The following is a 23,056-nucleotide window of genomic DNA, read 5'->3' as shown; positions in this document are numbered from 1 at the left end:
CTTCCGGCACGTCCTGACATGCCGGCTATAGGAGATAGAGATTCAAGAGAGAAGTTATTTAATGGCAGCGGTAAAAGGCTGAACGGCCCCGAAATCGTTAACGTAGTCGCCGCTTACGTTGGCACCTGCGCTGGCGCTGATTTTGAAAGTCAACGAGGAGAGTGGCGGCACCATTTCACCGTCAATCGTGCGTCCATTCACCGTAACCGTCACTAGCGAGACGTTGTAAGGCGTTGGATTGCTGGCTTTCAGCTGGCCATTACTCACAGACCAATTCAGCGATTTCACCGCTTCATTCGCATCGCCCTTCAGTCCTGCTGGACGATAAAACAGTTTGATACGGGTGCGGAACGCCATCTGTAAGGTATTAAGTTCCGCCTTGTCTTTGGTTTTAGCCGGAATCTCCAGCACGTTTAGCCATGACACTGATTCACGATCGTGTGCAAACGCACCAGAATTGCTTAAAGACAAACGTAAAGTCTGCCCTTTCCCTGCATCAACACGGTTCACCGGTGGCGTGATGATGTAAGGCGTTTGAATGTTCTCAGGCGTCGCATTGGCATCTCCGTTATCAACCCAGCTTTGGATCAACACGGGTGAAGCTCCCACGTTTTTCAGTTGCACGGAGACTTCTTTGTCATCCTGATGATAAATAACGCGCGTCCCAGTAATGACGATGCTGGCCAAAGCCTGGCTGCTAATTAACGCGGTGCAAAACAGAGCGAAAAAAGGAAGGGTTTTTCTGATGGAGATGTTCATGTGTGAATCCTGAGATAGAAAGGTGGGATTGCTCCCACCTGACAGCGATTACTTGTACATAATCGAGTAAACGACGCTGCTTTTAACCAGACCCGCGGTAGTCGCACCTTCAGCGTAATACTGCACGGCGTACGGCAGAGTTGCGCTGCCACTCGCGACGCTGGCGTAAGTATTTTGGATGATCTGATTCTGGTTACCCGCCTGAATCACACTTGAGTTAGCGCCATCCAGTAACTGCAAACTGACGTTAGTTGCGCCACCTGCAGAGGTGTTCTTCAGACGGCCATTAACGGTGTCAACCGTCGCGCCCGCTTCGAAGAACGCTGAAGCAGTTTGCAGCGTGCCAGTACAGTTGGTCAGCGCCATGTTGAAACCAGTACGACCCGCAACTTGAGCAGCGTTTGTCAGCTGATTAGTTGATACTGTTGGCAGCACGACAGTGGCATCTGCCGTCTGGCCGTCAACGATAACGTCACAGGTGCTGGCTGTCAGTTCACCGTTGAAGGTGATGGTGCCGGTTGACGCAGCCTGAGACGACGCGCTCATCACCAGCAGAGCCAAAGCGGAAGCAGCGAAAATAGATTGAGTAGTTTTGCTCACGAGAATGATTCCCTGTTTGTCGTTTTTACGTGGAGGCTAATCGCTCCGGTCCTCAGACTGAGTACCCTTAAGAAGACCTGGTGTTGCTTAAGGGAAGGTGTCCGTCTGATGGCGTAAAGATTACGGTTTACAGGGGATGTCAGGTATCAGAGCGGAGGCCTACATTTGTCAAGATAGGCTGTAATTCTTGTAGTCCATTTTGTAGGCCGCTGTAGTCCAATGTAAGCATTGATGCGGGCGTCAGGATTTATTGGGCAGAATGCTGCTCGAGGTAATCAGCAATACTGGCATTGATCTCTTCAATTGCTGGAGAGACTTCCGACCACAGATTGGCTAAGAAGATGTTGTCAGGGGGAGATTGCAGGCAGGCTGTTTCTAACTGGCGACAGGCATGTTCAGCGCGACGAGCGCCGGTGATCTGCGCGGCTCCGGCAATACGGTGCACGCTTTTGGCGAGTTCACCCCAATCCGCGCGGGCATAAAGCGCTGCAGCTACGTTTAAATCCGTGGAATTACTTTTTAGTGTCATGGCAAGCATGGCGTAAAGCAGGGATTCATCGTGGCCAGTTAACGTGCGCAGGCGCTCCAGGCTAAGTAGTGAATCTAAGGGTTTTGCAGATTTAGCCAAGAGAGCCTCTTTCTGTGCAACGCAGCACACTAATCGAGATGATGACGACGCGCGAAATCGATTAATTCGAGTGTAGAACTCAGCGCCAGTTTGGTCAGGATGCGGGTTTTGTAAGTACTGACAGTTTTGTTGCTGATGTGCATGATCTCAGAGATATCGATCACTTTCATACCGCGCGCCAGATGCTGCAGAACCTGAAATTCGCGGCTTGAGAGATTTTTAATCGCATCCACTTCCGCTTCGGGCATTTTATTGGTGCCCTTATTATCGCGGCGCTTCAGCGGGAAGTAGCCGTAACCGCGCATCACGGCGCGCACCGCATCACCCAGCTCTTCCAGATTATTACGCTTACCGACAAAACCATCGGCCCCGGTGCTCATACAGCGACTCAAATAGTGGTCATCATCGCGAGCGGTTAACACCAGAATGCCACCGCGATATTCCGCTGCGCGCAATTTCACGATCAGCTCAATGCCGCTTAGTCCAGGAATATCGAGGTCAAGCACGATGAGATCGGGATGATGTTCGTTGATCATTTTCAACGCCTGGTGGCCCTCTTCCGCTTCGGCTACCACCGTATGCCCATCTTTTTCCAGTAAAAAACGAACCGCAAGACGTGCGACTGGATGATCATCAATTATCAAAATACTCGCCATCTTCACCTCTTCTACGACGACAGGAGTTGTTCCATGTAGTTTAAAATAACTTACCAATAAAACAATCAGATAAGCGGTGCGATATTCCCAATTCCGGGGAAATGTCCTACAAAATGGGCGAAATGGATGACAAGCCAAATTTGCAAAAGTAAAACGATCGGTTTACTTTTTAAGGATGAAAAAGAAACTCGATATCATCAATGCCGCAGAGCGGCTGTTCTATCTCAACGGCTTTCACGCCATCAGTACCGATCGCATTTGCAGCGAGGCGAATGTCTCGACGCGCACCTTGTATCGCTATTTCCCCTCGCGTGAAGCGCTAACGGCCGCGGTGCTGGAGGCGCGACAAGATCGTTTCTTCGCCGCGTTGCAATCGCCGGACCATCCGCAAGCGGTCAGCCATATGTTCGATGCGATGGCCGACTGGATGCAGCAATACGGCAATAATGGCTGCTTGTTTCTCAAGGCATGGGGCGAATACGCCGGAGAAGATGCCGCGCTAGCCGAACAGGCGCTGGCTTACCGCCACAAGATGCGCGATTACATTGCACGCGCCATTCAGCAGGCGCTCGGCAAGCAGCATGTCGCGCTAGCGGATGCGGTTTGGCTGCTGTTTGAAGGTGTGCTGACTTCCGCGCTGATCATCGGCGCGGCGCAGGCGTGCGAAGCCGGTAAAAACGCCGCGCTGCAGCTTATCGCGTTCAGTGAACAGACATGAAGGGTACGGCGCTCGGCATCACCGGATTTGCACTTATCGCGGTGACCTACGGTATGGCGCGTTTCGCCTGGGGCTTGATGATGCCCGAGGTGATGCACGACATCCCCTTTACCCGGCGCGTTTCTGGCGTGCTTTCGGCCTGTAGCTTTGCCGCTTACTGTGTGGCGGTGTTGATCGCGCCGATGATGACCGCCCGCGCCGGGCCGCGATTTCCAGCTGCGATTGCCGCGCTGTGTGCCGCGTTGGGTTTGTTGATCATCGCGAGCGCGGTATCGCCGTGGATGCTGGGCGTGGGATTGTTTATCGCCGGTATGAGCGCCGGTCTCGCCTCGCCTGCGTTAGCGAGCGCCGTCAGCCAGCGTATTGAGGCTGAGCAACAGCCGCAGATGAACACGGTTATCAATGCCGGAACCAGCATGGGCATTATGTTGTCAGTGCCAATTTTGTACTGGCTGCCCGGCGGCTGGCGCATCGCCTGTGCGGTTTTTGCCGCGCTGGCGATGATCTGCCTGGTGCCGATTTGGCGCCTGCTACCCAATCACAGTGAAAATGCTCAACGTGAATCCTGGTTAAGCCACCTGCGGCAGCGTTCGCTGCAGCGCCTTATCTTCATTGCACTGTTCAGCGGCGTCGCCAGCGCGGCTTGGTGGAGCTTCGGCCCGGATCTGCTGCATCACATTCACGTCAGCGACCGCATGGTTAGCCTGTTGTGGCTCATCGCTGGCGCAGCAGGCATTATCGGCGCGCTCACCGGCCCGATGGCGAAATGGATGGGGATGAAGCGAGTTTATTGGCTGTCGCAATGCTGCCTTGCCGTGCCCTTATTGCTACTGGCGTTCAGCCATCACTATTCAGCCTGGCTGTTTCCCGCCGTGGCGCTGGGTGGCGCGGCGTATGTTACGCTCTCGGGCGTGTTGCTGGTGTGGGGCGCAGAAGCAACCAACAATGCCCCCGCCGTTGGCGTAGGCATCTTGTTCTATATGTTGGCTGCGGGTCAGGTGATGGGATCGCTGCTGTTTGGACAACTCTTTATGCTGGCAGGCGCGCCAACCGCATTAACGCTGTTTGCCGCGCTGCCGTTGCTAATGATGTTTGTTATTCGTCGTTAAACGGATCTTTTTTGTCGTCTTCACTGTCATCGCGCGTTCTGGGGATCTCACCGTGTTCGCTGGGATTGTCCTTGGCGGGATGCTTTTCATCATTCACGTCGCGTTTATCTTTAGGGTGATTGCTCATCTGAAGCTCCTTTGTTGATCACCCATTAAGTGTAGTTGATGGGGCGAGGCGTTCACCCCATACGCTTACTGCAACGCTTTCAGGATCTGCATCGCGGCTTTAACCCGCTCGGTATTGGGATAATTTTTGTTTGCCAATATCACAATGCCGACCTGCTTCTCCGGGATGAAGGCGACATAAGCACCGAAGCCACCGGTTGAGCCAGTCTTATGCACCCACGACGCGCTGACACGCGGATGTGATTCGGCATCCCGCACCGGCTGCGGCCCAAGCGCCACCTTGTTATCCGCGCCCTTCACCGCCATCTCCGCCTGAGCGGGCCAATCCAGCATCTCCCACCCCAAACCTTGATAGAGCGCATCGGTGCGATAGAAACGCGTTTGCGCGAAATCCAGCGCCTGCTGCAGCGGCTTATCGTTAACCTGCTGCGGATCCATATTGGCCTGCATCCAGCGCGCCATATCTTTAATCGACGACTTCACGCCATAGGCTTCAGCATCCAGCATGCCCGGCGACACGCGCACCGGTTTGCCTTCGCGGTAGCCCCATGCGTAAGCATTTTTCGCGGCGTCAGGCACGGTGATAAAGGTGTGCTTGAGCTGCAATGGCGTGAATACGCGCTGCTGCATTGCCTGTTCAAAAGTCAGCCCGCTGGGTTTCGTCGCCAGCCAGCCAAATAAGCCGATGCTGCTGTTGGCATATTGACGCGTGTTGCCCGGCGCCCACTGCGGTTGCCACTGTTGATAGAAGTTCGCCAGCGCCTTTTCTTTGGTCACGGCATCGGGCACCTGCAGCGGCAAGCCGCCAGCGGTATAAGTCGCCAGCTGCAGCAGCGTGATGTTGCGCCACTGCGGCGTGTTCAGTGCCGGCCAATATTTGCTAGCAGCATCGCTCAGCGCGATCTCGCCTTTATTCACCGCAACGCCACTCAGCACGCCGGTGAAGGTTTTACTCACCGAACCCAGCTCAAACAGCGTGTCTTGGGTGACCGGGCGCTGCTGTTTTACATCCGCCATGCCCCAGGTGAAATAGTGAGGCTGGCCTTTAACCACCACCGCCACCGCCATGCCGGGAATCGATTGCTGCTGCATTAGCGGTTTGATCGCCCGATCAACGGTTGCCTGCACATCTGCCGTGGTGGCAAACGCCATGGAGCACGCCGAGGTCAGCGCTGTTGCTATCAATGTTTGAGAAATCAATTTCACTGTAGTTAACCTTCCGGGTTGTTGTTCCGCAGGCAGTTTGACCAATTTGACAGGGTGCAACAAACTGTTAATTTTAGCGTCAGACAATAGAAAATCTTACAGGTTGGCGCATGACACGACCCTATATTCCCCTAAACGCGCTCAGAGCCTTTGAAGCCGCTGCACGTCATCTAAGTTTTACTAATGCGGCGATTGAGCTGCACGTAACCCATGCAGCCGTGAGCCAGCAGGTAAAATCGCTGGAGCAGCAGCTCGGTTGCCAGCTGTTTGTGCGGGTCTCGCGCGGATTGATGCTAACCACAGAAGGCGAAAGCCTGTTGCCGGTGCTCAACGACTCTTTCGATCGGATTGCCGATACGCTGGATCGTTTCTCATCCGGTCAAATGCGTGAAAAATTGAAAGTTGGCGTGGTGGGAAGTTTTGCCACCGGCTTACTGTTGCCGCGCTTAGAGGATTTTAACCGCCGTTATCCGCACATTGAGCTGCAACTCTCCACCCACAATAATCGCGTCGATCCGGCTGCCGAAGGCCACGATTACACCATTCGCTTTGGTAGCGGCGCCTGGCACGGCACCGAGGCGCAGTGTATTTGTCCTGCACCGTTATCACCGCTGTGTAATCCGGCCATTGCCCGGCAGTTGCAACAGCCTGCAGACGTGCACAAATTTACCCTGCTGCGCTCGTTCCGCCGTGATGAGTGGAGCCAATGGCTGCAAAGCATGAACGAACATGCGCCATCGCCTGCGCATCCGGTGATGATTTTTGACTCGTCGCTGACGATGATTGAAGCGGCGTTGTTAGGTGCGGGGATTGCGCTGGCACCGGTGAGGATTTTCAATCACCTGCTGCAAAGTGAGAAGCTGGTGCGCCCTTTCGCCGCTGAAATCGATCTCGGCGGCTATTGGTTAACGCGGTTGCAATCGCGGCCCGAAAGCACCGCGATGACCGCATTTTCTGGCTGGTTGATTAATACCTTTTTGCCCGGTGCGCACTAATTAAACGAACACGTGATTTATAGCGCGAGAGCGCAGTTGCGTGTTGTTGAAAAGGGCTCATTTGCCAGAGGCGCTGGCACGTCTGCTGCGGCAAAGGGCATTCGCAGCGCTGAGGCTTTTACGTTGGGCCAGGAGCCGCACGCATGGATGCGTGTGGCAGTTCGGGGCCGGCCAGGACGGCCGATCCCCGAACGGTCCGTCGGCTCAATGTGAAAGCCGAAGGTACCGCGCTAGCGGCGCGAGGACAGCCCGTGACGCAGCAGATGTGTCAGAGCCCGCACGTAAGCCAGGCCTTACGCTATCTGTTTCGCCTTCGCCAGCGTGCGTGCAAGAAGTGCGGAGTACAGCGGTTTGCCGCCGAAGAATTGCGCGGCCAGCGTTGCGCCGAGACAGGTAATGATCATCGGCAAAATCAGCTGATAATTGTTGGTCATCTCCAGCACCAGCACAATGCCGGTCAGCGGCGCGCGCACCGACGCCGCAAACAGCGCGCCCATTCCGGCCACGGCAAAGGTTGCCGGCTCCAGATGTAAACCCGGCAGCCACTGCATGCAGAGCTGGCCGAAGCAGGTGCCGAGCAGCGTGCCTAGCGTCAGCATCGGGGCGAAAATACCGCCTGGCGCGCCGGAGGAGAAACAGCAGACAGTGATGAGCGTGCGCAGTGCGAAGAGCAGAAACAAGGCCAGCGCGCTATAGCTACCGCTGGAGAAATCGGGGATCAGGGCAATCCCGCCGTTGATGGCTTGTGGCAGCACCAGGCCAATCACGCCGCACGCGCCAGCCAGTAAACTTCCCCACAGCACCCAAGCTGCCACGCGACCTTGGTGCAAGCGCTGAAACTGATCCTGCGCGAGGAAAATGAAGCGATTAAATGCCACGCCGCAGCCACCGAATAACACGCCTAATACCAGATAAAGCCACAGCGTATTGGTTGGCGCATCCTGCAACTGACCAATATTGATGATCGCCTCATTACCATTACACACGCGGAAAACAATGCTGGAGACGATAACGCCAACAAACACCGCTTTGATGGAAATCAGGCTGTAACGAAACTGCGGACGCATCTCTTCAATAATAAACAGGATGCCCGCCAGCGGCGCATTGAAGGCAGCTGATAAACCGGCGGCAGCGCCGGTTGCCAGCAATGTGTGGCGAGATTCAGAAGATTTAACGCGGAACAGATCGACACACATGCCGCCGATATTGCCACCCAGCTGCACGGTTGGCCCTTCGCGACCCAACACCATGCCTGAACCTAACGCGCCCATGCCACCAATGAATTTCACTGGTAGTACGCGCCACCAGCGCACCGGTCGGAGCTCTTCCAGCGCGCCTTCGATTTCAGGAATACCCGATCCGCCCGCTTCTGGCGCGTAACGTCGCACCAGGAAATAGCCAATAGCGCCTAATAATGCCGAAAGGAAAAACGCACCGATTATTTTCACCAGCAGATTGTCACCGGCATCCGCCAGCCAGCTCAATCGCGTCTGCACCACAAAATTCACCGCTTTATCAAAGGCTACGCCAACCAAACCGGTTAGCACACCGACCAGCGCAGCCAGCAGTAATAGTGCGATCGGCGTTTTGTCGCGGCGTAATAGTTTCTGCATCAATAAGAAGCGCCCAGCACGTAAAATCGTTTTGGGCTCTGCGGAGTGATGATGAGCAGACATGCAAATCCCTCTGTATTCAGAACAGTGTTCAAACGTTAGTTTGAAAAAAGAGGGATTAGCATACTGAGAATGAAGTGATTTTTAACCCAGGAATTCGCAAGCGGATTTTTCAGGATCGAAGAGGTTGGGCATTTTTAGCCGATGCATCAACCTCTTCTACGGGGAATTAATCCTGCTCTTCAGCAATCAGCGTCAGTTTTTCATCAGTGGCTTTTTCTTCTTCCAGCGTTTCGCCCAGTAACCTGGCGGCATCTTGATAATCCAGCTTCAGGGCTAAAGCGCGCAAGGTGCCGTAGGTGGCGATCTCATAGTGCTCAACTTTCTGTGCGGCACCGATCAGTCCAGCATCGCAAACCGGCCCTTTTTCTACTTCATCGATAATTTCCTGCGCCTCTTCGGCCAGACCTTCAAGCGCATGGCATTTCATTCGTTTGATCTGCACGCCTTCCGTGAGCTCAACCAATTGATCAATACGTTCAATTTGTCCGCGCGTTTCTTCGAGGTGCTGTTTAAAAGCCGCAACCAGATTAGGATCAGAGGCGGCGCGAATCATTTTTGGTAACGCTTTGGTGATCTGTTTTTCTGCGCTGTAAATATCAGAAAGATCATGCACAAACAGATCTTGCAGTGTTTTAATCGTCATAATATGGCCTTTTAGTAGAATGGAATATCAGGTAGGTAAAAACGTGGGCGAGAGTGAATAAGGAATTACGCCGGCACATAAGCCTGACTTAATCCTGGCGGACAATAAATAATTCACAAGCGAAGCCTGAAAATAAACTCACCGCATTGTTTAAATCATTGCCAGACTTAAACCAGGTCAATCGGAGAGAACATAATGAAAAAGCCAGGCCCGCCAGAGCTCAACGGCGAAATTATTCACGAACGCAGATTAATGCCGCTCGGATTAATTTCTCTGTATGAAGTTACCTTCAACAATGGCACATATGCCGTTATGCGTTTGGATAAAACTCAACCCTTTCATCAGGGTGCCGTTTTTAAACGTGTTAATGACTGCTGGTATTGTGATGAACAACTGATACATCCTTACGCTTTTCAGTTTGTCGATCAGGCTGAAGCGCAACGGTCATTTATCGAATATTAGCGATAATATTATCTTGTGCTCTTTCATATCGGCGAGTGAAACGCAGCGAGTTGGTCCGGTTGCGCTGGCGGCAATGACATCCAGAAATTCACCTCCATGCTGGTTTCATATTCCGCATGCGCTTCAAGGAAAATATGCTCGCCGCTGCGCGATTGCCCGCCATAAAGCCAGCCGCCCTGCACCTCACCATTTTCAAATTGCACGATGCACTCCTGCTTGTAGCCGGGCGCTTGTTCATTTACATCAATCCATTCAAGAATATGGCGCATTCGCTTACTCCTCGGCAATAAACAGTGATTTACAGTGCGGGCACAACATAGCCTGTCCGCGCGCTTGCTTTAAGGAAGATTGTGGGCAAAACTTTTTGCAGACTGGACACTGAGTTTTGACTTCCCGGCGTGATAAGCTTTCTAAAAATTGATTTAACCAGCTCATAATTTATTTCCTTTTTCCGTTAACTGATTCTAACACACCTGATTTTTTTCATTGCCACTCACACTTGACAACCACGTTAAAGATCCTCAACCCCATCATTACGTTCAGTTAAATGTTTTAAATTAACTTTTATTTTATAAACCAACCGTAAGATCGATTTGGCACTATACTCAAAACAGACAAATATTTTCCCTCGCCCTCTCTTATACCGTCGACTTTCCTGTTGATAGTGCTGACTTTTATAATCCATTGGATTTTTTGCGACGCAATTATGAAAAATAAACTTCCCACCGGGTCATTCATTAGCAGTAGTGCGCTTCCGGCAACGGCACGCAGTGGTTTTGAGTTTTTACATCACAGCGGTGTTTACCAGGCGAACCGGCCAGATGTTTTTTCCGAGCGGCAAATGGAAATATATGGCGAGCGTCTGGCAAAAACGCATCATCTTTCCGACGCCAAAAAAAGCTATAAATTATTGCAGCGGCTTACGGAAAACGAACAGGCGCTGATAAAAAGCGCTGAAATATTAAGTACCGGTGAGAAGCGTAATTTGACACCGGCTGGCGAATGGTTGCTGGATAATTTTTATATTATCGAAGAGCAAATTCGGATGGTGCGCCATCAGTTGCCCACCAAATTTGGTCAGGGTTTACCTGCGCTGAAAGACCCCGCGCACTCTTTGCGCATTCAGGCGATCGCGGATGAGATGATCAGCCACAGTGATGGCCGCTTAGAGTCAGCAGTGTTGGCGACCTTTATTCATGCTTATCAACGCGTGACGCCGCTGCTAATGGGTGAACTCTGGGCGCTTCCCGCTATGCTGCGCTTTGCGCTGCTCGATAACCTCGCACGTATTGCGCAAGGCGTTGCCGAGATTCATCAGGAGCGCAGCCAGGCCGAAGCGTGGATTAATGAGATCGTTCATCACTCCGCCAGGGACGCCACTCGCGTGATTCAGGTGATCGCCGATATGGCGCACAAAAACGATCAGCTTTCCGGCGCGTTTGTCGCCGAACTGGCACGCAAACTGAATGGGCAGAATCACTCGCTGGCGCTAACGTGGGTGGAGCAACACCTGCTGAACACCGGGCGTAATACTGCGGATGTGATTGAACAATTCAACCGCCAGCTGGCACTGAGTCAGCTCTCGGTCAGCAACAGCATTGCCGGATTGCGCCAGCTTGGCGAAATCAACTGGCAGGATTTGGTGGAGTCGCTGAGCCTGGTCGAGCAAGTGCTGGCGCAGGATCCCGCCGGGATTTATCCCCAGATGCATTTTGACAGCCGCGATCAATATCGGCATGTGGTTGAAGAGCTGGCTCGCCAGAGCGAATTCGACGAGCTAAACGTGGCCAATCAGGTTTTGGCGCTGAGTCGTCAGGCTGCATTGCCAGCGCGCCAACAGCATATTGGTTACTTCCTACTGGATAAAGGGCGTGCGCAGCTTGAGCAACAGCTAAAGCCGCGCCGTTCCTGGCTGAATCAGGCGCGCCATCATCTCAGCCAAACGCCGCTGCTCTCCTGGCTGGGCAGCCTGACGTTATTGACCACCGCTTTCAGCGCCGAAGCGCTGTTTTTCACTCATCAATCCGCGATGTCGGTGGTGCTGTGGCTGTTACTGGTGCCGGCGGTAATTTTAATCAGCAGCCAGCTCGCCCTGCAGCTGCTCAGCGAAGTGACAACCCGCACCCGCCATCCGGTACCGCTTCCGCGACTTGATTACGAGCGGGCGGTACCGGATGGCGATCGCACGCTGGTGGTGATCCCCTGTTTAATCAGCAGCAAACATGGCACCGATGCGCTGTTGCGGTCGCTGGAAACCAGCTATCTCGGTAATGCGCTGGACAACATCAGCTTTATGCTGCTGGCCGATTTCACCGACAGCGCGGCCGAACACGATGACGATGATGCTGAAATCATCGGTTATGCGGTGCTGAAAATTCAGGCGCTCAACCGCCGTTACAGCAGCAAGTCGCACAATGATGTGCTGTTTTCTCTGCTGCATCGCAACCGCGTGCACAACCCTTCGCAGGGCGTGTGGATGGGTTATGAGCGTAAGCGCGGCAAACTGCATGCGCTCAATCGCTGGCTGCAGGGCGAAGCGGAGATGTTTAACGTCATCGTCGGCGCCAGCCAGGCGCAAATGCGCACGGTGAAATACGTCATTACCCTCGATAGCGACACCATTCTGCCGCGAGAAACCGCGCATAAGCTGATTGGCATTATGGCGCATCCGCTCAATGCGCCGGTGTTTGATGACAGCCTGAATCGCGTGGTGGAAGGTTATGCCATTCTGCAGCCACGTCTGGCGGAGGAGATTCCGCCCTTTGGCCAAGGCCGCTACGCGCGTCTCTCCAGCAGCGTGCCGGGCAACGATGCGTATTCATCGATGTCTTCCGATATCTATCAGGATCTGTTTGGCGAAGGTTCGTTTGTCGGCAAAGGCATTTACGATGTGGCGGCCTTTACCCGCGCGACGCGTAATACCTGCCCGGAAAATCTGGTGCTCAGCCACGATCTGCTGGAAGGCTGTTATGCGCGTTCTGGCGTGGTCAGCAATGTGGTGCTGTACGAACACTACCCGGATAACTATCTCAGCGATGTCGCGCGGCGTTTTCGCTGGGTACGCGGTGACTGGCAGCTGCTGAACTGGCTAAAACTGCGCGTGCGTCTGGAGGATGGCGGCTATCAGGCCAATCCGCTCAGTGCACTGTCGCGCTGGAAATTGTTCGACAACCTGCGTCGCAGCCTGATTGCGCCCGCCTTGCTGCTGCTGATGTTCCTGGCATTTAGTTGGGTAGCGAATCCGCCGTTTTGGCTCGGCTGCATTGCGCTGTTCCTGCTGTTGCCCAGCGCCTTAGCGTTGAGCATGGAAGGCATGCGCAAAAGCAAGACGCGCGCCTGGCAGCATCATCTCTCTATCCTGTCTTCGGATGCGTTAATGCGGCTGAGCCGCGCGGGACTGACGCTGGCGACACTACCGCATGAAAGCTACTGGTCGCTGAAGGCGATTATCGTCACGCTGTGGCGACTCAACGTGAGCGGGCAGTTTCTCCATGAATGGAAAAGCGCCTCGGCGGGCAGTTCATCGCCCACGCCGTCACTGCGCCATTTTTATCAGGCGATGTGGTTTAACCCAGCGGCGGGCGTTGCACTGTCACTTTTAACCGCGCTGGTTAATCCTGAATTGATTGCGCTGGCGCTGCCGATCTCGCTGCTGTGGCTGATCACACCGTGGCTGTTGTGGCAGTTGAGTAAACCGGCCCATTCGCGCCAGAAAAAGCTCTCCACCGAGCAGCAACAGTTTTTGCGCCACACCGCGCGTCACACCTGGGCTTGGTTTGAAGATTTCGTCACCGCCGAACATAACCACTTGCCGCCGGATAATTTTCAGGAAGTGTTGCAGCCGGTGGTGGCGCATCGCACCTCGCCAACCAATATCGGCCTGTCGCTGCTGGCCAATTTAACCGCATGGGATTTTGGCTACATTACGCAGAAACCGGTGATAGCCCGTTCGCTCGCCGCGCTGGATAGCCTCGATCGCATGGAGCATTTTCGTGGACATCTCTACAACTGGTATGACACTTACACGCTGAAGCCATTAAATCCGCGCTACGTCTCCACCGTCGATAGCGGCAATCTCGCCGCGCACCTCGCCACCCTGCAGGCAGGGCTTGCGCAGTGGAAGCATCTGCCGGTGCTCGCCTTGCCAGTGATCATGGCCGGTCTGCATGACACCTTGCTGCTGGCGAAAGCGCAGATGGGCACAGAGCGTAACGATCGCTGGGATGAGTTAACCGCGCAGTTTGATGCGCTGCAACAGGCCGCGCCCGTTGCGATTGCCAGTCATCTCTCGTCGCTGATCGCGCAGAGTGAAATTCTGCTGGCGCAGATGCAGCTGCCGCCGTTGCAGGTGAAATGGTTCGAACGGTTTATCCACCAGCTCAGCGATTTGCAGCAGGAGTGGACGCTGTTTTTCAGCTGGCTCACGCCGGATGATGATCTGCCTGCCGCCTTGCCTTCTCTGCTGTGGCTGAGTGAGTTAGAGCGTCATCGCCCCGGCCTCCATTCTCAGCTCGCGGCGTCTGTGATGTGGGCCGCACGTGAACGCATGGCGACTTTGCTGGAGCTGGAAGGACGGCTGGAAGATCATGCAAAAATGGATTTCCGCTTTCTCTATGTCGAAAAAACCGCGCTGCTCAGCGTGGGTTACAATCTCGACAGCGGCGCGCTCGATAAAGGCCATTACGATCTCTTCCCGTCCGAAGTGCGCCTGACGCACTACTACGCTATCTCCGCCAATCAGCTGCCGGTAAAAAGCTGGTTCGTGCTGGGCCGTTTGTTCACCCAACTGGATAATAAACCGGCGGTGATGTCGTGGAGCGGCTCGATGTTTGAATACCTGATGCCGCATCTGGTGATGCCGGTTTACCCGGAGACGCTGCTGGAGAAAATGGCACTGTCGGCGGTGAAACAGCAGATCGCGTCCGGTGATGCCGCACAGATTCCGTGGGGCGTCTCCGAGTCGGCTTATGCCGCGTTCGATGACAGCCAAAACTATCAATACAAAGCTTTTGGTACGCCAGAGTTAGGGCTGAAGCGTGGCCTCAACGATGATCATGTGGTTGCGCCCTACGCCTCGCTGTTGGCGCTGATGGTGCTGCCGCATCAGGCCACCGACAACCTGATGCGACTAAAGAAAATGGGTGCCTGCGGCAAATACGGTTTTTACGAGGCGCTCGATTTCACCGCGCAGCGCCTGGCGCGCGGCCAGCAATTTGTCGCGGTGAAAACTTACATGGCGCATCACCAGGGCATGGGTTTTCTGGCGATTTCGCACCTGCTGCATGAAGCGCCGATGGTGGCGCGGTTTATGTCGAGTGCGCGCTTCCAGTCTTCCTACTTGCTGCTGCAGGAGCGCGTGCCGGATGACATTGAGCTGTATACGCCGCGTAGGCAGTTCGTTGACACCAGCGAGATTAAGCCGCGTTCAGATACGCCCGAACTGCGCGAGTTCAGCGGCTCGGCGGCGCATCTGCCGCAAATCCAGCTGCTGTCGAATGCCAATTATCATGTGATGGTGACGCAATCCGGCACCGGGTATAGCCAGTGGAAAGGATTGGCGTTAACCCGCTGGCGCGCCGATGGCACCAGCAATCAGCACGGTATCTTCTGCTACATCCGCGATCGCCAATCCGGCGAGCTGATTAGCCCGACGTTCCAGCCCAGCGGTGATGCGCGCCCGCAGCACATTGCGCGCTTTACCGACGCCGGCGCGGAGTTTGAATCGCGCATGGAAACGCTCAGCACCCGCACTCAGGTGGTGGTGTCGCCAGAAGATGATGTGGAAATCCGCCGCATCGTCCTGACCAACCATTCACGCCAGCTGCGTGAAATAGACATCACCAGCTATGCGGAAGTGGTGCTGGCTTCTGCCGCCAGCGATATGGCGCATCCGGCGTTCAGCAACCTGTTTGTGCAAACCGAAATCGTCACTGAACTGGAAGCGATTTTGGCGCATCGCCGCCCGCGCGATGAGAAAACCGAACCGCTGTGGATGTTCCACGCCCTGCTGATTCACGGCACCAGCGAGCGCGATACGCATTATGAAACTGACCGCGCACAGTTTATTGGTCGCGGCAGAACTGCCGCCGATCCGCAGGCGATGGCAGCCGATGGCGTACTCAGCGGCAGCGCCGGTGCGGTGCTCGATCCGCTAATGTCGATTCGCCAGAAAATCGCCATCAAAGCGGGTAAATCCGTCACCCTCGATCTGGTGTATGGCGTCACCACGCAGCGTGACGCTTGCCTTGGCTTGATTGAGAAGTATCGCAACAATGTCTACGCCAATCGGGTATTTGAAATGGCGGCCTCGCACAGTCAGGTGGCGCTGCGTCAGCTGAATATCCTCGCTGAAGATGCCAGTTTGTATAACCAGCTCGCCAGCGCGGTGATTTTTGCCAGCCCTGAAATGCGCGGCGACAGCCAGCGTCTGCAGCAGAATCGCCTGGGACAATCGTCGCTGTGGCGACACTCGCTGTCTGGCGACTTACCGATCGTGCTGGTGCGCATCGAAAACGGTACCCAGCTCAGCCTGGTGAGCAATTTGATTAAAGCGCATCAATACTGGCGCCAGAAAGGATTGACGGTAGATTTGGTGATCCTCAACGGCGAGCAAATCGGCTATCAGCAGCTGTTGCAAAATCAGCTGATCAAAATGATTTCATCAGGCGATATGCAGATGCTGACCGATAAGCCTGGCGGCATCTTCCTGCGCCAAAGCGAGCACTTTGCGCCCGAAGATGTCACGCTGCTACTCAGCGTAGCTGCCGTGGTGCTGGAAGGCCGCAACGGCAGTTTGGCCGACCAGCTGACGGTGCTGTTAAAACCCCAGCCGGTGGCGCCGCCTTGCCGCTTCCTGGCGCATAAACAAGCCTTTGCTGCGCCCGCCCGCCTCGCTGCGCCGGAAAACATGCAGTTGTTTAATGGCACCGGCGGCTACAGCGCCGATGGCAGTGAATATCACATTTTGTTGTCCCCACATCAGCAGACGCCCGCGCCCTGGTGCAATGTGCTGGCTAATAAACAGTTTGGTAGCGTGATTTCAGAAAGTGGTCAGGCCTATACATGGTATGAAAATGCGCATGAATATCGCCTGACGCCGTGGCACAACGACCCGGTGAGCGATACGTCGGGCGAAGCCTTTTATCTGCGCGATGAGGAGAGCGGCGATGTCTGGTCACCTATGCCGCTGCCGATGCGCGGCGCCGGAGATTATTTGACGCAGCACGGCATGGGTTACAGCCGATTTATGCATCAGGAGCAAGGCATTAGCAGCACGCTCACCACCTTCGTAGCTGGCGAGCAGGCGGCGAAAATCACCCTGATTCAGCTCAGTAATCTGTCTGGCAAAACCCGTCATTTGTCGATCACCGGCTACGTCGAATGGGTGCTGGGTGAGCTGATGAGCCAATCTGCCCGCCATGTACAAACTTCTTCGGCGATGGTGGCGGATGGCAGCGCCATTCTGGCGGTAAATCCCTATACCAGCAGCGGATCGATGCGCACCGCCTTCTTCGCCGCATCCGGCAATCAGATTGCATTCAGCGGTAATCGCCTTGAGTGTCTGGGCCGCAATGGCTCGACGCGTAAGCCCGCGATGATGCAAGCGCGCGGTTTATCAGGCAACACCGGCGCGGGGCTCGATCCCTGCGCCACTCTGCAAACGCTGGTCACCTTGATTGACGGCGATACGCGCACGCTGGTGTTCGTGTTAGGCGCGGCGGAAGATACCGCAGCGGCGTTGACGCTGATGCAGCAATTTCTTCCCAGCGAACAGGCGGAAGCCGAACTGGCGAAAGTGCAGCAGCAATGGCGCAATCTGTTAAACAAAGTCGAGGTGCAAACGCCCGATACAGCGGTGAATCTGCTGGCGAATAACTGGCTGCTGTACCAAACGTTGGCCAGCCGTTTGCTGGCGCGCAGCGGTTATTATCAGTCCGGTGGCGCGTTTGGCTTCCGCGATCAGTTGCAGGATACGTTGTCGCTCACCCACGCCGCGCCAAACTTACTGCGCGATCAGCTGGTGCTGTGCGCTTCCCGCCAGTTCCTCGAGGGCGATGTGCAGCATTGGTGGCATCCGCCTGCCGGACGCGGCGTGCGCACCCGCTGCTCAGATGATTATCTCTGGCTGCCCTTTGCACTCTGCCACTACATCACCGCCACGGAGGATCTTGCGCTGTTAGAACAGCCGATTAGCTATCTTGAAGCGCCACTGCTCACCGCCGAAGAAGAGTCAGTTTACAGCCTGCCGAACGTCAGTCAGCTGCAGGAAAACCTGTGGCAGCATGGCTTGCGTGCCATCCAGCATGGTCTGCGGTTTGGTGAGCATGGTTTGCCGCTGATGGGTTCCGGCGACTGGAATGACGGCATGAGCGAAGTGGGTATTGCCGGTAAAGGTGAAAGCGTCTGGCTCGGCTTTTTCCTCTACAGCGTGCTCACGCGCTTTGCCGCGCTCTCCACACGTATCGATCAGCCGGAAGCCGCCAGCTTGTGCGAACAACAGGCGGAGAAGCTGAAAACGGCGCTCAATCAGCTCGCCTGGGATGGTGAATGGTTCCTGCGTGGCTACTTCGATAACGGTGAAACCCTGGGTTCGCAGCGCAACGCAGAATGTCGCATTGATGCCATCGCGCAGAGTTGGTCGGTGCTGTCTGCGGCTGGCGATCACGACAAATGCGCCTCGGCGATGCAGGCGCTCGATCAGCAATTGGTGGATAGTGACAACGGCCTGATTAAACTGCTGACGCCGCCGTTCAATGGCGCAGGCCCCAATCCGGGATACATTCGCGGTTATCTGCCTGGCATCCGTGAAAACGGTGGGCAATACACGCACGGCGCGCTGTGGGCAATTATGGCGTTCGCCGAGATGGGCCAGGTCGATCGCGCATGGGCGTTGCTGGCGCTGATCAATCCGATCAATCACAGCCTGGATGCGAAAGCTGTTGCAACTTACAAAGTCGAACCTTATGTGATGGCGGCGGATGTCTACAGCGCCGAGAACCATGAAGGTCGCGGCGGCTGGACGTGGTACACCGGATCGGCGGGCTGGACTTATCAGCTGATCATCGAAAGCCTGCTCGGCATCACGCGCCACGGCGATACATTGCGGCTGCGTCCGCGTCTGCCCAAAGCATGGCCGGGCGCGAAGGTGATTTATCACGAAGGGGCCGCGCGCTATGAGATTGAGATGCTGCGCACGCCTGGCGCTTATCAGCTGTGGCTGGATGATGTGCTGAGTGCCGATGATGCCATCACACTCAGCTGCGACGTCGGGAATCATCAGATACGAATTCATCTCGCTGAGTAGCAATCACTAAGGTCATTAGTTTTCACCATAGCCAGCAGTGGAAAATATCGCAGCGCCCTGCCAGCGGCTATTTTAGGGTTATTCTCCCCTACAAGGAGAATAATTCATGAGCCTCTTATCACCCGGCAATCGCCGGGATTTTCTTTCCGCCGGCATGAAACTCACCGCCGCAGGTACCTTACTCAACGCGGGCATGAGCCGCAGCATTCAGGCGGCAGAAACCTGCCAACCAGCCCATGCCAGCCGCGTTGATGTCACGCACTTTCTGCTGCGCAATGTGCGCCTGGAAGAAGCCTTTATTCGCAATAAAGATGTGATCACCGCCACGCAAACCGGTTTGTATGATGTTGAGGTGAATGCTGGCAAGATTGCCGCCATTCATCCTGCGGGAGTCAGCCTTAATCTGCCAACGTGGGACGCCGCAGGTTATCTGCTGCTGCCCGCCACGCGCGACATGCATATCCATCTCGATAAAACCTTCTACGGCGAAAGCTGGCGCGCCCCGCTGCCGCGCCATAGCGTGATCGATATGATTCATCAGGAAGAGCAGATCCTGCCCGAACTGCTGCCGACTTCTGAAATCCGTGCCGGGAAACTGATTGGCCTGCTGCAATCCAAAGGCAGCAGTTCTGCACGCAGCCATTGCAACATCGATCCGGTCAGCAAATTACACGGTCTGGAGCATCTGCAGCAGGCGATTGCCAACAATCGTGATGATTTTCATGCCGACATTGTCGCCTTCCCGCAACACGGATTACTTCGCTCAAACGTCGAAGGCATGATGCGCGAAGCGATGAAGATGGGCGCGAACTACGTCGGCGGACTGGACCCAACTAACGTTGACGGCGCGATGGAGAAGTCGCTGGATACGATGTTTAGCATCGCGCTCGATTTCGCTGCACCGATCGATATTCACTTGCACGAAACCGAGCCGCACGGCGTGGCGGCGATTCGCTACATGCTGAAAACGGTGCGCGACAATCCGCAGCTGAAAGGCAAAGTCACCCTCAGCCACGCCTTTGCCCTGGGGACGTTACAGTGTAACGAACTGACGGCGATGATTGAGGAACTGAAAGAGCAGCAGTTTAGTATCGCCACCACCGTACCGATTGGTCGCGTAATCATGCCGCTGCCGCAATTGCGCGCCGCTGGCGTGCCGGTGTGGTCGGGCACCGACACCATCGCCGATCACTGGCAGCCCTTTGGCAGCGGCAGCATGCTGGAGAAAGCCAACGTCTATTCGCAGCTCTATCGTGGGCCGGATGAGTATTCACTGAGTCGCGCGTTAGGTATCGCCACCAACGAGGTGTTGCCGCTGAATAGCCACGGCGAACAGCAATGGCCGAAAGCGCAGGACCACGCCACCATGATGCTGGTTAACGCCAGTTGCTCTGCGGAAGCTGTTGCGCACATCGCGCCGGTGATGGCGACGTTCTTTAACGGCAAACAGACGTTTGGCAGCCTGAAAAAGGTGTAAATATCGACCTGGTGCGCATCAATGCGCGCCCTACGGGAAAAATCCGCACTTGCACCTGCGGGGTGCATTTGCTGCTCCAACAGCGGCAGTTTATTCATCTCATCAAGCTGATACTCGAGCTATCAGGCCATCCGCAGACTGGCGCGTTTCTTGCGTGTAACAAATTGTGACTTATCGTTCCCTTTCGTCCAAAGAGGTCTGCGCTATGGAATTGAAATGGTTTGAAGATTTTCTCAGTGTCGCCCGCTGTTACAGTTTTACCCGCGCCGCCAATGAGCGGCATATCACGCAATCGGCGCTTAGTCGGCGCATCCGCCAGCTAGAAGAGTGGCTGGGCGTGCCGCTGTTTGACCGCAAAACCTATCCCGTCACCCTAACGCCGGAAGGCCAAACCTTTCTCGCCACCGCCAGCGAAACGGTATTCTCCATGACGCATCTGCGAAACGATCTGCATCAGCGTTATAGTTCACGCACCGCCGTGCTGCGCTTTGCGATGCTGAATACCCTTTCGCTGACCTTCTTTCCCGACTGGATCCAGCGGCTAAATTTGCAGCCGCACCTCAGCTATATCCGCTTATGCAATCAGAAGCCGAGCTTCGTCGAACACATTTCTACTCTGCACAGCGGTGAAACCGATTTCCTGCTGACCTACGCCAACGATGCTGTTTCCTTAATTCATCAGCTGGCGGCGTACCCGATGATTCAACTGGGCCGCGAGCGCGCTATCGCCGTGTGTCGCCCCGACAGCAGCGGCAAACCGCTCTATCCGGTACGTGCTGACGGCGGCCCAATTCCATGGCTGAGCTACGGCCAGCACACCTTCTTCGCCCACGCGCTGGCGCAGATGCTAAGTAAACGGCCGCTGCCGCTGGAAGCCGTGTATGAAAACGGCATGTCGGTGAACCTCAAAGCGATGGTGTTGGCCGGCGCGGGTGTGGCCTGGCTGCCGCTGAGTTTGATCCACGAAGAGCTGACCAGCGGCAACCTGGTACGTGCCGATGAAAGCAGTTGGGATATCTCTCTGGCAATTCGGCTTTATCGTCAGCCGGTGCTGCAAAACCCGCAGGCAGAACAGCTGTGGTTGCGCGCTTGCGCCAGCGATACGGCAGACGCCGCCTGACGGCAAACTATGCAATTTTGGAATGGGGAGTGTGAATTGCTCATTGGCCTAACGCTGTTGTTTTCCTCCATGCTGCGAGTTCAGAGAGGCTGCCGCCTCTGGCGATACCTGACCAACCAAGCTGAGGACCATGATGGAAAACAAAGCGTTAGTGTGGAAATGGGTGGAAACGCATCAAGCGGACTTTTGTGATCTGAGCGATCGCGTGTGGGGCATGCCGGAAATCTGTTATACGGAATATCGCTCGGTGGCGGAGCATACCGCGATGCTGAAACAGCAAGGCTTTCGCGTCATGGAGAACGTGGCGGAGATTCCCACCGCCGTGATGGGCGAAGCCGGTGAAGGTGGGCCGATCATCGCGTTTCTTGGCGAATACGATGCGCTGCCGGGCCTGAGCCAGGCAGCCGGTGTTGCGCACTATTCGCCGCTGCCGGGCAACGGTCATGGCCACGGTTGCGGGCATAACCTACTGGGTTCAGCCGCTATGCTGGCAGCAACGGCGTTGAAAGCCTGGCTCGAAGAAACTGGCGTGCCGGGTCGCGTACGCTATTACGGCTGTCCGGCAGAAGAAGGCGGTGCAGCAAAATCCTTTATGGCCCGCGCCGGTGCCTTTGATGGCGTCGATGTTGCTATTACCTGGCATCCAAGCGCGCACCATGAAGTCGCCAAACCGCTGTCATTAGCCAACACGCGTATGGATTTTGCCTTCAGTGGCCGATCGTCACACGCTGCCGCCTCGCCGCATCTCGGGCGCAGCGCGTTGGATGCCGCTGAACTGATGAATGTCGGCGTGCAGTTTTTACGTGAACACGTGCCGCAGGATTCGCGCATTCACTACGCTTTTCTTGATGCCGGCGGCGTCGCGCCCAATGTGGTGCAGGCCAAATCCACCGTGCGCTACGCGATTCGTTCGCGCGATGTGCACGCCATGTTTGATCTCAATGAGCGCGTCAAGCGCGTGGCCGCTGGTGCGGCAATGATGACCGATACTCAGGTCGATATCAGCATCATGAGCGCCGTCTCCAATCTGCTCGGCAATCGCCCGCTGGAACAGGCGATGCAGTTCAATCTCGAAGCGCTGGGTCCAGTGCCGTTTGACCAGGCCGACCTCGCCTTTGCCGCTGAAATTCAGGCTACTTTAACCCCCGAAGAGATCGAAAACTGTTACCGCAAAACCGGCGTAAAGCCCGCCAATCCTAAACCACTCAGCGACTACATCATCCCGCTGGATACTCACGGCGAAGTGATGATCGGCTCCACCGATGTCGGCGATGTCAGCTGGGTGATCCCCACCGTGCAGGCACACGTGCCGACCATGGCGATAGGTACGCCCGGCCACTCATGGCAGCTTACCGCGCAGGGCAAAATGCCCGCGGCGCACAAAGCGCTGTCGCATGTCGCCAAAGTGATGGCAGCGACGGCGGTGGATGTGCTGACCGACAAAGTGCTACTGGCGCAGGTGAAAAAAGCACACTTCGAACAGGTGAGCGAGAAACCGTATCACTGCCCGATCCCTGCGGAGGTTATGCCGCCGATTCAGCCACGCCCGGACAATCTGTAACCACTCAGGAGAGAAG

At 55.4% G+C, this 23,056-nt stretch carries 18 protein-coding genes; 8 read left to right on the top strand and 10 right to left on the bottom strand.

Going from position 1 to position 23,056, the window contains the following annotated elements; all coding sequences use genetic code 11:
- Window positions 1–54 precede the first annotated feature (54 nt).
- From IB226_RS09220 to IB226_RS09205, 4 genes are all read right to left on the bottom strand, one after another.
- Window positions 55–759: a molecular chaperone gene (locus IB226_RS09220; RefSeq protein WP_192234836.1), complete on the bottom strand. Its 705-nt coding sequence runs from the start codon at window positions 757–759 to the stop codon at window positions 55–57.
- Window positions 760–807: 48 nt separating this feature from the next.
- Complete coding sequence (locus tag IB226_RS09215; RefSeq protein WP_192235587.1) at window positions 808–1,305, bottom strand: fimbrial protein; 498 nt, start codon at window positions 1,303–1,305, stop codon at window positions 808–810.
- A gap of 301 nt (window positions 1,306–1,606) precedes the next feature.
- Window positions 1,607–1,987 carry an Hpt domain-containing protein gene (locus tag IB226_RS09210; RefSeq protein ID WP_192234833.1) on the bottom strand — a complete coding sequence of 127 codons (381 nt, stop codon included), beginning with the start codon at window positions 1,985–1,987 and terminating at the stop codon, window positions 1,607–1,609.
- Window positions 1,988–2,016: 29 nt separating this feature from the next.
- Window positions 2,017–2,643 (bottom strand): response regulator, encoded by a 627-nt coding sequence (locus tag IB226_RS09205; RefSeq protein WP_110866872.1) that lies wholly within the window; start codon window positions 2,641–2,643, stop codon window positions 2,017–2,019.
- A 175-nt stretch (window positions 2,644–2,818) separates the two neighbouring features.
- On the opposite strand from IB226_RS09205, the gene IB226_RS09200 reads away from it, so the two are divergent.
- Window positions 2,819–3,361, top strand: a complete 543-nt coding sequence (locus IB226_RS09200; protein WP_137387367.1) for a TetR/AcrR family transcriptional regulator — start codon at window positions 2,819–2,821, stop codon at window positions 3,359–3,361.
- On the top strand, window positions 3,358–4,470 hold the full coding sequence (locus tag IB226_RS09195) for an MFS transporter (protein ID WP_192234831.1): 1,113 nt from the start codon (window positions 3,358–3,360) through the stop codon (window positions 4,468–4,470). Before IB226_RS09200 ends, IB226_RS09195 begins: the two co-directional genes overlap by 4 nt.
- Here the strand turns inward: IB226_RS09195 and IB226_RS09190 are convergent.
- Window positions 4,457–4,597 carry a hypothetical protein gene (locus tag IB226_RS09190; RefSeq protein ID WP_167391175.1) on the bottom strand — a complete coding sequence of 47 codons (141 nt, stop codon included), beginning with the start codon at window positions 4,595–4,597 and terminating at the stop codon, window positions 4,457–4,459. The genes IB226_RS09195 and IB226_RS09190 overlap by 14 nt on opposite strands.
- Before the next feature lie 65 nt (window positions 4,598–4,662).
- Window positions 4,663–5,796 (bottom strand): PSZ family class C beta-lactamase, encoded by a 1,134-nt coding sequence (blaPSZ, locus tag IB226_RS09185; RefSeq protein ID WP_192235585.1) that lies wholly within the window; start codon window positions 5,794–5,796, stop codon window positions 4,663–4,665.
- Window positions 5,797–5,912: 116 nt separating this feature from the next.
- Between blaPSZ and ampR the strand changes: the two genes are divergently transcribed.
- Complete coding sequence (gene ampR / locus IB226_RS09180) at window positions 5,913–6,797, top strand: LysR family transcriptional regulator AmpR (RefSeq protein ID WP_192234829.1); 885 nt, start codon at window positions 5,913–5,915, stop codon at window positions 6,795–6,797.
- A 293-nt stretch (window positions 6,798–7,090) separates the two neighbouring features.
- On the opposite strand, the gene clcA is transcribed toward ampR, so the two are convergent.
- Entirely contained in the window at window positions 7,091–8,473 is a 1,383-nt protein-coding gene (clcA, locus tag IB226_RS09175; protein ID WP_192234827.1) for a H(+)/Cl(-) exchange transporter ClcA, read from the bottom strand.
- 166 nt (window positions 8,474–8,639) lie between these two features.
- Window positions 8,640–9,116, bottom strand: coding sequence for a ferritin-like domain-containing protein (locus IB226_RS09170; protein WP_137387363.1), 477 nt, complete (start codon window positions 9,114–9,116; stop codon window positions 8,640–8,642).
- Between the two features lie 195 nt (window positions 9,117–9,311).
- Here IB226_RS09170 and IB226_RS09165 point away from each other — a divergent pair, with 195 nt between their 5' ends.
- On the top strand, window positions 9,312–9,578 hold the full coding sequence (locus tag IB226_RS09165; protein WP_192234824.1) for a hypothetical protein: 267 nt from the start codon (window positions 9,312–9,314) through the stop codon (window positions 9,576–9,578).
- A gap of 23 nt (window positions 9,579–9,601) precedes the next feature.
- On the opposite strand, the gene IB226_RS09160 is transcribed toward IB226_RS09165, so the two are convergent.
- Together IB226_RS09160 and IB226_RS23235 are read right to left on the bottom strand one after the other, a co-directional pair.
- Window positions 9,602–9,847: a hypothetical protein gene (locus IB226_RS09160; RefSeq protein WP_101761527.1), complete on the bottom strand. Its 246-nt coding sequence runs from the start codon at window positions 9,845–9,847 to the stop codon at window positions 9,602–9,604.
- Between the two features lie 4 nt (window positions 9,848–9,851).
- The gene (locus tag IB226_RS23235; RefSeq protein WP_217548267.1) at window positions 9,852–10,013 is read right to left on the bottom strand and encodes a YnfU family zinc-binding protein; all 162 of its coding nucleotides are present in this window, start codon (window positions 10,011–10,013) and stop codon (window positions 9,852–9,854) included.
- Window positions 10,014–10,284: 271 nt separating this feature from the next.
- Between IB226_RS23235 and IB226_RS09155 the strand changes: the two genes are divergently transcribed.
- The 4 genes from IB226_RS09155 (at window position 10,285) to IB226_RS09140 (ending at window position 23,040) form a co-directional block, all read left to right on the top strand.
- On the top strand, window positions 10,285–18,882 hold the full coding sequence (locus IB226_RS09155; protein WP_192234822.1) for a GH36-type glycosyl hydrolase domain-containing protein: 8,598 nt from the start codon (window positions 10,285–10,287) through the stop codon (window positions 18,880–18,882).
- A gap of 106 nt (window positions 18,883–18,988) precedes the next feature.
- Window positions 18,989–20,359 (top strand): amidohydrolase, encoded by a 1,371-nt coding sequence (locus tag IB226_RS09150; protein ID WP_192234820.1) that lies wholly within the window; start codon window positions 18,989–18,991, stop codon window positions 20,357–20,359.
- Between the two features lie 205 nt (window positions 20,360–20,564).
- A complete protein-coding gene (locus tag IB226_RS09145) occupies window positions 20,565–21,479 on the top strand; it encodes a LysR family transcriptional regulator (RefSeq protein WP_192234817.1) in 915 nt (304 codons plus the stop codon).
- A 133-nt stretch (window positions 21,480–21,612) separates the two neighbouring features.
- Entirely contained in the window at window positions 21,613–23,040 is a 1,428-nt protein-coding gene (locus IB226_RS09140) for a M20 family metallopeptidase (RefSeq protein ID WP_192235583.1), read from the top strand.
- Window positions 23,041–23,056 lie beyond the last annotated feature (16 nt).

Source organism: Pantoea sp. PNT03 (genome assembly GCF_014852515.1).
GTDB lineage: Bacteria > Pseudomonadota > Gammaproteobacteria > Enterobacterales > Enterobacteriaceae > Pantoea > Pantoea leporis.
The sequence above is the reverse complement of the archived record's forward strand: the minus strand, read 5'-3'. Positions and strand labels throughout refer to the sequence as shown.